General features: G+C 53.4%; 7 protein-coding genes. All 7 read right to left on the reverse strand.

Annotated elements, in window-relative coordinates:
* Positions 1-72: 72 nt before the first annotated feature.
* From Pla52nx_RS18725 to Pla52nx_RS18755, 7 genes are read right to left on the reverse strand one after another with little or no spacing between them, the layout of a single operon-like run.
* Entirely contained in the window at positions 73-1,278 is a 1,206-nt protein-coding gene (locus Pla52nx_RS18725) for a glycosyltransferase (protein WP_146520313.1), read from the reverse strand.
* Positions 1,253-2,755 carry a thioesterase domain-containing protein gene (locus tag Pla52nx_RS18730; protein ID WP_146520314.1) on the reverse strand — a complete coding sequence of 501 codons (1,503 nt, stop codon included), beginning with the start codon at positions 2,753-2,755 and terminating at the stop codon, positions 1,253-1,255. The genes Pla52nx_RS18725 and Pla52nx_RS18730 overlap by 26 nt, the downstream gene beginning before the upstream one ends.
* The gene (locus Pla52nx_RS18735) at positions 2,752-9,672 is read right to left on the reverse strand and encodes a non-ribosomal peptide synthetase (protein ID WP_146520315.1); all 6,921 of its coding nucleotides are present in this window, start codon (positions 9,670-9,672) and stop codon (positions 2,752-2,754) included. Before Pla52nx_RS18735 ends, Pla52nx_RS18730 begins: the two co-directional genes overlap by 4 nt.
* The gene (locus tag Pla52nx_RS18740; protein ID WP_146520316.1) at positions 9,669-10,580 is read right to left on the reverse strand and encodes a class I SAM-dependent methyltransferase; all 912 of its coding nucleotides are present in this window, start codon (positions 10,578-10,580) and stop codon (positions 9,669-9,671) included. The genes Pla52nx_RS18735 and Pla52nx_RS18740 overlap by 4 nt, the downstream gene beginning before the upstream one ends.
* Positions 10,577-10,837 (reverse strand): acyl carrier protein, encoded by a 261-nt coding sequence (locus tag Pla52nx_RS18745; protein ID WP_146520317.1) that lies wholly within the window; start codon positions 10,835-10,837, stop codon positions 10,577-10,579. Before Pla52nx_RS18745 ends, Pla52nx_RS18740 begins: the two co-directional genes overlap by 4 nt.
* A 23-nt stretch (positions 10,838-10,860) precedes the next feature.
* Entirely contained in the window at positions 10,861-11,688 is an 828-nt protein-coding gene (locus Pla52nx_RS18750) for a class I SAM-dependent methyltransferase (protein ID WP_146520318.1), read from the reverse strand.
* Entirely contained in the window at positions 11,685-13,271 is a 1,587-nt protein-coding gene (locus Pla52nx_RS18755; protein ID WP_146520319.1) for an amino acid adenylation domain-containing protein, read from the reverse strand. The genes Pla52nx_RS18750 and Pla52nx_RS18755 overlap by 4 nt, the downstream gene beginning before the upstream one ends.

Below are 13,271 nucleotides of genomic sequence, written 5' to 3' on the forward strand. Positions count from 1 at the left end.
GGAAAGGTACATCAGAAGCGACTCGTTTGCCGAAACTTGACACATTACACCATGCCAGCGATCGAGTTTGGTTCATCCCTTGCCCCGAATGCGTGCCAGTTTTTGGACGGCACAGTCACGATAAAATCTTACAGCATGCTCGGCCGAGCGAGCCCAGCTATAACGAAACGCCGTTTTGGTCGCCTCTCGCCCGACACGACTAGCCAGTTCGCTAGAGCCTAGCAACTTGGTCGCGTATTCTATGATCGCCGACCGATCGCCAGGCTGAGTTAAAAAGCCATTCGTGCCGTGTTTGATGTAATCGCTCATTCCGCCTAGATCGTTGGCAATCACGCAAAGTCCACGTGACATGGCCTCAAGCGGAACCTTGCCAAACCCTTCAAAGAACGATGGAAACAGCAGCAAGCCGTGTTCGTCATACAGGCGAATCAACTGTGATTGGGGCATCCAATCGATCATTCGTATCTGATGCCTGACCTTGGAGTCAATCAACTCCAGTGCTTTGGCGTGGTCGCGAGCATCGCAAACCCAAGAAAAACGAAGTTCAGGATTGGCGGTCAGCAGTTCTACAATACATTCGGCCAAAATGAATGGCCCCTTACAAGCGACAAAATTGCCAGCGTAGATGATATTCCGCATCCTCTCGGGCGTCATCGGCTTGACCGGCCGCTCCAAATACTCGTCGGGAACTCCCTGGTTGATCACTGCGATACGGTCCCGGCGTAAGCCGTAACGTGTCTCCAAGAATCCGGCGTCTTGATCACATGAAACGATGATTCCATCAGAATGCTTGATCACACGATTCCAGTGAAACGCAATTCGTCGCCGAACCAAATCGGAACACAAACGCTGTGTGATCCCCGGCGATCGCTTCTGAATCGGACGCCAGCTCGACTCAAGCTCTGAAAAACGAACCTCGTGTCCATGACTTCGATTGACGAAGACTCCCGGGCATCCTGAGCGTCTAAAGTCAGCAGCGGCCAACCAAGCGTGCGGCTGATTCAGTTCGACAACGTCGTACTCATTTCGGCGCATCATCTTCCTAATCTCGCGTCGGTACGCAAACGGCAGCTCCAAGATGTAATGCAAGTTCCCGTGCTTGATCCTCCTGCCCAAATCGGCAGCCCAAATCTCATGCACCTCATGCCCAAGGCCACGTAGAGCCTGGTTCATCTGAAAAACAGTGCCTGCTGCTCCAGAATCAGGGTTCGGAGGCACATCGGCTCCAACGAGTATTCTTAGCGGACGTTCATCAATCATGATCGCCCACCCTGGCATGTATTGCGCTTTGATCGATTTCGATACTTTTGTGCGTCTCCGTTGCAGGTGACAGCGAAGACTCAGTCACTGTCGAGGAACTAGCGATCGCAGATTGAATTTCCAACGCCAATCGTTTTGAAAAGGGAGGCACCAGTAATTGCAGGCGATGGCATGGCAAAGACCAAACGTTGAGCCCTTCCGTTGGCAACCCATCCCAGCCGTGTGCAGGGTCCGTGGTAAAGTCCGTCTCCCCAACGTCGTGGCATGCACGAAACAGAATCGCTTTGCCTTGGAAATGGCGAGGTGAATATTGCCATCCCATTCTCGAACCCGCCCGAGTCAAATGAGATTCCTTTACGATCGTCTGTTTTGCCCGCCGCTTGATCCAGCTCACCAATCGAGACACTACTTGAAATGGAATCTTGGCGATCGACTGCCCGGAAAGAGAGCGAAGTCTCAATCGCAGTCGTTCCGACAACGGCTTGAACACCATCGATGACGGATTGGGGGTGTCGATGATGCCCAGGAACTGAACCTTTTCCCCGGATTCACTTAACAGGCAAGCCATCTCCCACGCGATGTACGCTCCTTCGCACGTCCCAGCCAACCGGAACGGCCCGGTTGGCTGAATAGCACGAACGTACGTTAAGAATCGCTTTGCGACATCTTCCACCGTCAAGAGGTCTGCCGCATCACGCCGAGTCATCACGGGGGCAAAGCAGGTGTAGTCAGTGATGTAAGGTGCCACATCGCGAAAGTTTGAAACTTCAACCGCCTTGGGGGGGATCAGAAACAATGGCGATCGATTCGTGCGCTCACTCAAGCAAACAACAGCGCTCTCGTTTTCCGCTTCTTTGACATTGACGAATGTCGTTGCCCCAGGCGTAGAGGCGGCAACGCCAGGCGTTTTTCTGGGGAGAGCTTGGTGCGCTTCGTCGACAGGGTTCCGCTGCTGCCTTGAATCATCGATTGCCGTTGCCAAACGATCAATCGTTGGGTGAGCATGAAACATGGTTGGTGTGACATGCCAGCCCGACTCGCGGCACAAGGCGATCACTCGAATCATCGCAAGCGAATCCCCGCCCACTTGAAAGAAATCATCAGAAACGCTGGCTGGGCTGGTCCCCAAGACCTCATTCCAAATCTCTCTCAGCTTACTCGCCGTCTCGTTGAGCCGGCCAGCAGCCGGCGTAAGATTGAGCTTAGGCGGCGGGATGACCGCGGACAAACGCAGCCGATCAATCTTGCCCGAAGCCGTACGAGGCAGCGCACTGAGCCTGACGAATCGGGCAGGACAAAGCCCGCTTGGTAGGGTCGCTTTCGCAAACTCTCGCAATTCGTCTTCCGTCAGTGGATGATCTTCGGCAGCAGAGTACCACGCAACAAGCTGTTTTCGATCCTCAACTGTCTTTCCGCTCACACGCTGGGCCAAACGACTTGCAAGAAATCTCCGCTGCTGAGGGGACAACTGGCTGATTCGATGTTCAATGTTCATCGGCTGCCTCTCAGTGCTCGCAACACCACCATCGAATTTGCCCACCAAGCATCCTTGGTGTCTTCTGGCACTGACAACGGCAATACTCTCTGGTGAATTTCATCGAAATGCTGAAACAGGCTTCGCTGATGCCGACGACTGAGTGAATCGATCTCAGTCGTCAAGTAAGTGAATACGCCGCCTGGTCGCACGAGTTTTGCCGCCGTGGGAAAGAAGTGTTCTGCGAAAGTCGCGCTGTTAGCAATGTATTCAACAAACTCGGATTCATTCATGGGAAACGCATGAAAGAACACGGTATCGTACGTTGATAGTTTATTCAGATTCTCCTGCCACCGCCCTTCAATCAGGCGAATATCGCTTTCGGGGTATCGTGCTCGCCAGGGAACAAAGAAATCGCGAATGCAGTGGGCATTCATCTCGATGACGGTATGCGAACGAACTCCCGCTTGCTGAATGAACGAGGCCGCCACTCCTCGTCCGAATCCGATCTCCAACACGTCGCCGTGTGCTTCACAGGCGTAGTTGGCCATCTCACGCATCAATGGAGTTTGCCAGTCCTCCATGATCTCGTCACTCGACATCCTGACCATCGACAGGTCTTGCGGTTCATGGGGATGCTCACTGCCCGGTACCATTTCTGCAGCCAACCGATCCAGATGGTTCAGATCGGAGATGGACTCCTGCAATGCCTGTTGAATCAGCCAATTCCTCTGGCGATCCCGTGGCGTGCGAATGAAGTCCGCACTACGAAGCTGCAGTCGCACGGCAACATCGAGCGTCTCATGATCAAACGTTTCGACATCTGGGGCAGCAGACCCACCATGTCCTTCCGACTCCCGCAGCAGAGCCTCAGCGATTTCAGCGGGCTGGGTTGCAAGATACATTGCCAACGTTTCTGTATCGCTGCTTATAGATGACGGGGATTCTGTAAACCCGACAGCAATCTCAACCACGCCGGGACAATGGCTAAGTTCCGATTCGATCTCAGCAGGCTCAACTCGCTGTCCATTGATCTTCATTTGATCGTCGACACGGCCAACGAACAGCAAAGAACCATCGGATCGCAGTCTTGCCAAGTCGCCGGTGCGGTAAAACCGCGAGTCGGATGAATCTGACTTCTGCACAAATCGCTCGGCGGTCAGTTCGGGTTGCCCACGGTATCCCTTCGAGAGTCTTGTGCCGCCGAGATGGATTTCCCCGACAACTCCGATCGGGACGTCTCGTCCATTCAGATCCAAAACACGAACCTCGCACCCAGGAACAGCACTTCCTATCGAGACCCCACCTTCTGAATCTTCAATCGCCAGCTCCCTTGCGGTCGCCCAGACAGTTGCTTCGGTCGGACCATACTCATTAAACAGCCTCGTATCCGGCAGGTTTGCAAAGTGTTCGTCGATCACCGTCGATGCACACGGCTCCCCCGCTACAATGACATTCTGGAGTGAACCAAGGCTACGGGCTTCTGAGTGACGCAACAGCAACTGATAGAACGACGGCAGACACAATGTGTGTGTCACTTGCTGGTCGGCGATCAAGTGGGAGAGTGCCTGGATGTCTCGCAGTTTTTCCTCGCTGGGCACCACGAGAGTGCCGCCAGCGGCCAGAGTCCAAAAGATTCCCGCTATCGAGCTATCAAACCAAACCGGTGAAAGCAGCATGAAGGTTTCCGGGACATTATCGTAATATCGAAATCTCGCTTCCGTTGACTTCAGCAATCCACGGTGCGTGACTTCCACACCCTTGGGTTGACCCGTTGAGCCCGAGGTGTAGATCACGTAGGCAGTATCGCCTGCTGCTACCACAGGCTTGACTGAAGGGGTGCCGCCTGTCTCCGGGTCGGATTCAAATCCACCAGACGCATTCAGAACAGGTTTCTCCAACACTGCCATGGACTCAAAATACTTTTCCTGGGTAACGATAGCTGATACTGTCGCATCGTTGACAATGTGCTGGAGCCTTGCCGAGGGCAGACGCGGGTCCGCCGGAACGTAGGCGGCACCTGATTTGAGTATCCCAATTATCCCGACGATCATTTCTATCCCCCGTTCACAGCACAACGCGACTGCCTCGCCGGATTCAACACCTCGCTCGATCAGCCGGTGGCTCAGCAGACTCGTCCTCCAATCTAATTCTTGAAAGGTAAGAGACTGGCCTTCGAAAAATACAGCGACGGCCTGGGGCTGCCGTCGAACATGTCCTGCAATGACATCGAGAATGGTTTCCGACACCAGGAAATCGGCGGCTCGTTCTGGCAGACGTGTCATATCGGGTTCGCACATCCGATTGCACAGTTCGATCGCTCTGTGATCTTCATCCGTCAAGAAATCAAATCGACCGATCGCAGTCGCCGGTTCCGCAGCAATTTCATCCAACAAACGCGTCCAATGCTCAGTCATCCTTTCGACCGCCGACTGACTGAACAGATCGCTGCGGTATTCAATCATGAACTCCAGAGTCGCCGCATCAACCGCGAAAAGAGTGAAGTCAAACTTTGACTCGCCTAAATGCTCAATTTGGATCCCAGTGACCTCAACGCCGCTGATCGCTGGACGGGCGATCGGTTGTTGCATCACAAACATCGTTTGAAAAGGAATGCGACCGGCCGGCGTTCGGATCGACCGGACGCCGGAAATAATTTCATCGAGCGATGCCGATAGATTGCCTAGGCACTGCGTAAAAGTTGAGTCCGTATTGGTCAGCAAGTCCGAAAACGTCGCGTCACCCTTGATCGAACAGGGAAAGGGCAAGGTCTCAGTAAGAAATCCTACCGTTTCTGCGAACCTGAGCTGATGTCGGTGACTCACCGGAACACCGATGACAAACGTCTCTTCACCGCAGTAGCGAAACAGCAGTGTCTGAAATGCGGTCAATAGCAAAGTATTCAAGGAGACCTGGTGCGACTTGGCCAGCTCACGCAGTCGCTGAGAAAGCTCACCTGAGATCGAAAAACGATGCAGTCCGCCATTGCCAATCAGGGCACGTTCCAACGGCATATCTACTGGTAAATCAATGGATTGGCTGATATCCGCCAGCTTGCTTTTCCAAAAGGAAAGGCATCTTTCTCCGTCGCGATCACGGACCTCTTGTTTCGATCTCGCGAACCCACTCGCGGGTTCAGAATTCCCGCATGATGACTCTGCAAGTGTATTGACGGAGTGGTCGACCTGCTCGTTGTATCGCTGGGCAAACTCGGTCAACAACAATTGGACCGATTGCTGATCCACAGCGATATGGTGTGCCGTCAGGATGACCCAAGAGCGATCGTCGGCGAATCGAATCAGCACGACTCTGAGCAATGGCCCATTTTGCAAGTCAAATCGGCGAGCGCCCTCTTGCATGCACAAGGAATTCGCTTGGGACTCCGTTGCGGCGTCGTGTGCATCAAAGGGGATTTCACATTGCGGATGTACCGAAGCGTAGGGAATACCGTCATGATCTCCAAACGTAGTCCGAAGTGACTCGTGTCGCTTAGCAAGCTCGTTGAAACACTCTTGAACCTTTGCTGTGTTGAGTGTGCCCTCCATCTCCAATCGAATCTGCACATGGTAGGCGACGCTATCGGGATCCACTTGATTGAGATACCACAGCGACCTTTGCCCGGGTGACAAAACATACTGGTTGCTCTCCTGCAAGCCGACATGATCGGGATCGGCAGTTGTATCATCATCCAGCCGAATCTCGTTTGCCAATTCTCGTACGGTAGGATGCTCAAACAAATCAGGCAACCGCAGAGAGATGCCAAGCTTTTCCGCTTCGAACACAACTTGCATCGCGGTCAGCGAATCCCCGCCGATTTCAAAGAAATGATCCGAGACACCAATCTCACTGCGTCTGAGCAGTTTTTGCCAAATAGACAGTAGTGTGAACTCAGTCGGGTTGCTTGCCGCGACGCGTTCGACCTTCGCTGTCGATAAATCGAATGCATCGCGGATGGCTTCAATATCTGGCTTTCCGTTGATCGTTCGCGGTATTTCGTTGACGATCCGAATCAACCTCGGCAACATGTACCTCGGCAGCAGGTCCGCCAGTCGGGTGCGGAGAGATCTCTCCGTATGTTCGCCCACAACCGCTGCGAAAATATTGCGTCCTGCGTCATCGGCCAGATCGACAACAACCGCGTCCGTGACACCATCGATGCTCCGAATCGCTGAGAGCACTTCACCCAATTCGATTCGGTGTCCTCGTACCTTGATCTGATCATCACGGCGCCCCCGAAACAATAGGTTCCCGTCTTCTCGAAGACAGACGATGTCACCCGTCCGGTACCACACATCCGAGCGAGAATCCCCAGCGATGGCCTGGAAACGCTGTTGAGTGAGATCAGGGCGTCTCAAGTACCCTCTTGCTAGACCGACCCCGCCAATTAGCAACTCGCCTGGAATCCCAACAGGAACGACTTGACCATATGGATCGACAATGCGCAACACATTGCCTGACACTGCTCTACCGATGCTTGCCGGTTCGACGGAGTCATCAGATTCATCCACCAACATCAGCGTCGCACATACCGTTGCTTCCGTGGGACCGTAGCCGTTAATGACTTGCAATCCCGAGACCTGGCGAGAGATGGATGCGAGCACGCACTGTGGAATTGGCTCGACACCGACAAGCAATCTCTGCAGACTCGATTCAGGGTATTTACACAGAAAATCACTGAACGCCTGAAGAAAAAATGCCGGCAAATAAGCGTTGGTGATCTTCTGTTCGACCATCCAAGAAAAAAGTTTCTCAGGTTGGTTTCGTACGTCATCAACTGGAATGCATAACGTTCGACCATAGAGGATCGATGAGAATATTTCATAGATCGCGACGTCAAATCCGACGTTGGTCCACCAACTCCCTTTGCCGTCACTTACCGGTGCAAGATTTTCGAACTCATCGAGTAAATTGAGAATGGACTGATGGCCGACGACGACGCCATTTGGTTTCCCTGTGGAGCCTGAGGTATACAGCACGTAGCATGCGTCACGAGTCATTTCACAGTCGATTTCATTGGCATCGAAATGAAGTTGCGTGACTCTCGGATACGCGGATGCATCGATTAGCAATGAGGCATTGCTATCCTGCAACAGTGTATCGATGCGAGCCTGCGGTTGATCCAAATCGATGGGCAGAAAGCTACGCCCAGATGCGAGCACAGCCAATATGGAGACAACGGCGTTGGCATCACGGCGACACAAGACAGGGACCAAAGTCATAGGTCCATCAAGAAACTGCGCTAGACGCTCGGCGTGGAGCATCAATACACGAAACGTAATCCCGGAGGGAGAATCGTCGTCTGTTTTCTCGCTACTGCCCTCACTCAACCATTCGCAGGAGCCCCGCATCGCGATCCGATCTGGGTACTGCTCAACGATACCCACAAATCTGTGCCACACCGTTTCCCCGATGGATGCTTGATGTGGACTTGAAGACGTTGCCAGCAATGCAGTTTCCTGCGATGCATCCAATGGAAAGGATCCGATCGGAGCCCCCGGCGTTTTCATCTCGCGTAGCACTTTGCGAAAATGATTGATCAGGCGATCTTGTTGCACACCAGAAAAATCACCACAGTTGAAATCAAAGATTACCTCCCAAGCACCTGTTTCTCGCAGTCGGTGAGTGGAAATCGTCAGCTTCCGCGCGGGGTCCCCGTAGCCATTGTGCAGCCAACGCAACGTTGCTGGCATCCCAGCGAAATCGTCCACCGTCAAGTCTAGGACATTCAAGACAACATCGAAGGCTTTTGCCGATTCTGGCTGCATCACGCCTGCAACGGAATGCTGCAAGAAACCCAATGTCTCGTCAGCCACCTTTCGCGAGACGCTTTCGAAGGTATCATCCGCGTCAAAATCCACTTCAAATGGCAGCAGTTGCATGAACAGCCCAATCGTCTCGCGGAACCGACGATTGGTTCGTCCATGGCTGGTTACACCAAAACGGACCTTGGCGTCCTGTTCCAAGCGATGCAGCAAGGTTGCCACCGCAGTAGCAAATATGTTGTGGTGGCTTAGTGCCGGCGTAAACTGACGAAACGGCGTTTGCTCAGCAAGTTCTCCGATCAACTCGCTTTCGTCATCGTCCAATCGAATCACCAATCGCCGATGAGTAAAATGCTTCGCCCTAGTCCATCGTCCAGTCTTAGAACGTGGGTTCGGTAGATGAGCCGTTTTGGCGTTAGCCACGGTTTTCGTGCCACAACCGTGGCTAACGCCAAAACGGCTAACCCCAAAATCAAGACCGGATGATGCACTAGTGGTTTCTTCCGCAGACTCTCGCACATAGAAACGTGTGCCTGAGCGTGGATCGATCCGCTTGCTCCACCATTCGATATGCTCTGCGAATTCCTGTGAGGATCGTGTGTCGGATTCGAATCGCACAAAACTGCTGTACTGAGGCTTGTTGCGAACTGGCGATGCATCGCCGCCGCGATACAGGGCCGACATGGCGGCAAGGAGTTGTCGTGCGTTCAGGCCGTCTGTCAGCAGATGATGCAACCGCAGGAACCACCATGATTCGGCGTCACTCAGTCGGATCAGCACGCTATCATAGAGAGCTTCGCTGGGCTCAAGTCGCCGCCGGATGCGTTCTTGGACATATTGGCTGGCCAGTTCCCGGCGCGCGTCCTCTGGTTCCGTCTCGAAACTGACAGACTCGCACGGAGATTGCAGGCTGGGCTGGATGACCAGTTGCTTCCAGTCAGGAGCCCGAGCGATGGTCCGAAGGATCTCGGTTGAGTTGACCAGTTGCTCAAACGCAGCTTGAAACTTAGTTGGATCCACGTCGCCGCGAATCTCAAAGACATGCGGTACCTCATAGAGAGGATGTTCAGGATACCGTTGTTGCCCAAGCCATATCATTCGCTGGTTGGAAGCCAACTCACTGGCTGACGCCCGAGACGAATCTCGACTCGGTTGAGCTTCATTTCGTTGCATCATGACGCCCCACTCACGTTTCCGTCACGAACGCGATCGAGACGAGACAACAAGTAGAATGTGGGATCGATTCCTGTCCCCTTCATCACGCGCAGGACTAGCAATCCCTCCGCGGCGACTTCTTTGCGGACCACGGATTCTGAAAGGTGATGCCAAAACAGCCCGCTGTAAGTGCGTTCCCCGAACTCGGAACGTAAGTTTCCGAGCGTCGCCAATGCAACGCACTTGACCAACAAAAATCGCAAACATGCACCGGCGAACTGGCCCGAGGAGCGTTCAACCGTCGACAACACGATCACTCCATCCTCTGAGCAGCACGCCTTACATTTTTGCAGGAATGCTGCGCGGCGATCCCGGCCTTGGCAAGTGGAATACATCCAACATGAAGTGTAGACGACATCAAATGGGCGTTCAGGAACAAACTCCCAGAAGTCTGTCGCGATGAACTCGACATCAAACTGCTTCTCTTGGGCGAAAACCTTGCCTGCTTCGATCATCCAAGCCAAGCGATCGATGGCAGTGACATTGAACCCCGCACTTACAAACAGTTCTGCCTCACGTCCTTGACCGCAAAAAGCGTCGAGCAATTTCTTTCCTCTGGACAATTCCTGCAGCATTGGCAACAAGCGGCCTTCGTACGGCAGTTGATACTCTCGAGGATCGTAGAACTTTGGTCGGTTCGAATACGTTTTCTCAACCATGCGGTCCACGTCTGATGGACGCAGGATTCCCAAAGTGACCGATTCATGAATCACGGCGGCGATCGGAACCACAACAAACCGAATCATCGCTGGGAGCCGATTCGCGATCTTGACCGCCATTTCAGACGCTACGGCGACACGAAGCCGCCAGGATGCCGCTCCCGCCGCCTGGGCGTTATCAACCGATTGATTTTGCACCGCAGTTGTCATGCCGGCGTTTCGCCCGCAGAAGCTTGCTTGTCATGGATATACGCGGCGATCGTGCGCGCATTCATGAAGTGGTCAATGGTGACGTCTTGAGGCGGGATTGAAATCGCGAACTGTTTTTCGATAAAGCTGACCAATCGCATTACGCCGAGTGAATCCAGCAGACCCGAGATCAGCAAGTCGGTGTCCGCATCGATCTCATCTGTTGAATCCTCTTGTAAAAACTCCGTCTTGATGTATCCAATTAGTATGTCTTCCATTGGCTGCTCAGTCTTTTTGATGTCTATTTTGATGAAGAAATTTTCGGAACTTCAGGAAAATCGAATCCCAGTGACGATGCGAGTCTTGCGGCTCTGTCGTCGCCAGTCGATCCAAAGACGGTGTTGTTGACTAGTTTCAAATCGCCCGCACTGAGCGAACCCGACCAATGGAGCTGACTATAGTTTGCTGAGACACTTCGCAGTGTCAGATCAGCATGACGAAGACCTTCTTGAAACTCATTCACCGTCCATCCGGCCAGCAAAGAATTTTGCCAGTCCTGCTTGAACGATTCAGGCAAACGCTCTCTGGCAGCCACCTCATGAGTTCGCGGAATCAACTCACACAGTTCGCGGCTGTCTGGGCGAACGAGATCAAAGAGCCAGATCGCTCCGCTCTTCCGTTGACTCAAACGGCCAATCGCACTTAGTGCCGAGACAAGACAATCAAAGTCGGGGCAATGATGCAAGGCGGACATGCAAATGACTGCGTCAACGTCACGACGAATCGCCACATCGACCTGTGAAAAGTCTGCCTGAACGAATTGAATCCGAGACACGACATCGCGATCGCTCGCCAGTTTACGTGCGTTGGCCAGCATTCGGTCGGACAGGTCGGTGCCTATCGCGGTCAGATCTGGGCGATATTGCAACAGTCGTGTCAAGAACTGAGCCGGACCACAACCGATGTCCACGACGAGACCATTCTCAGGGATCATCCGTGAAAGCACGTGGCAACCGAAATGATAAATGGGTGACAGCGGGCCTCGCAGATCACCGGCGTCCGTGAAGCCGGATACCGAGTCAGCGTCCTGCATGATCATTTCGGATTCTGGCTCTCGTTCAAAACTCATGATAAGTCGTCCACCACTGTTTCACGGTACTGCCGCTCCATGGCAACGTAATCCGTCTTGTTGCTGGTCGTCTGTGGAAAACTGTCCACAATGACGATGGCAGAAGGCACTGCGTATGCGGGCAGGCGTTTTCTCGATTCCAGCAAAATCCGACTGGTATCGAGCAAGTCGTCATCGGACACGATGGCAAACACAACAACATGAAGCTCATCCGAACTCGGATCGGACGTTGCGAACGCGGCCACATGCTCAATGCCGCTCAACGGTAGTATCGCTAACTCGATCTCATCCAGCTCGACTCGATTGCCGCGAATCTTGACCTGGCGGTCACTGCGCCCATGAAACTCCAGATTGCCGTCAGTTGATTCTCGGACCAAATCACCCGTGCGATAGAACTTCCGAACCTCTCCATCCTGAGGCAGTTCGACAATCGCTGCGTCGGTCAACACTGGGCGGTTCCAGTAGCCTGTCATCATCGTAGGGCTGCTGATGAGCAGCTCACCAAGCTCTCCGGGTGGCACAGGTTGACACGCTGCATCAACAATCATTCCCGAAGTTTCCGGCCAGATTTGCCCGATCGGAATCGATGACACATCATCTCCCGGCGGTTGCGAAAGATGAAAATAGGTGCACTGATTCACTTCCGCCGGACCATAAACGTTGCTGAATGTCGCGGAACTCAACCGTTTCATAAGCTTCTGTAGATGGCCAACAGGAAACGGTTCCCCGCCAAACAACACCCATCGCAGTGACGACAGATCTCGCGATTCCAATGCCCCTCGTAACAACAACTGCACCAAAGCAAAGGGAACGGAATACCAGATCGTCAATTGTTCGTCATCGATCAGCTTTGCCAAGCTGGCGGGGAATCTCATGTACTCTTCGGGAATCAGAACCGTTGTGGACCCGGCCAAAGGTCCCGAAAAGAACTCAAATGTTGATTGATCAAAGTGCAGTGGGGCGAAGTTCCCCAGGCGATCGCCGGAATTGACCTGATAGGTTTCGGCCGCAAGACGAGCGTATGCCAGACCGCTTCGATGGCTATGCAAGATCCCTTTGGGATTTCCCGTCGATCCCGAGGTGTAAATGATATAGGCAGGGTGATTCTCTGTTAGCGAGGGCGATTGATAGTCGCTTGAGGCAGGCAATGATTCCCATGGTACGGTCGCGATGGAATTCTCATTGAGTGTGGGGAGCCCAACGATCACTTGCAGCTCTAAATCGAGCTCCGGCAGAACCTCCATGAGTTGCTTCTGCTGCCGATCCAGAGTCAAGACAGCGGACACTCCTGCGTCTCGCAACACCGACGCGAGCCGCGGTGTCGGCAGACCCGGATCGACCGGCACATAGATCGCGCCCGCTTTTAAGCAACCGTAGACACCGATGGCCATCTCAACTGCTTTTGGCATATAGATCGCTACACGATCCCCGACGCCGATGCCATGTCCCTGCAGCAATGCCGCCAAACCAGATGATTTCTCATTGAGAATCTCATAGGTCAACGAACGATCGCGGCATCTGAAAGCCTCTTTATGTGGCTGTCGCTGCGAGGTCTCTTCGATGATCTGTGAGAGCAATTGCAT

Source organism: Stieleria varia (assembly GCF_038443385.1).
GTDB classification, from domain to species: domain Bacteria; phylum Planctomycetota; class Planctomycetia; order Pirellulales; family Pirellulaceae; genus Stieleria; species Stieleria varia.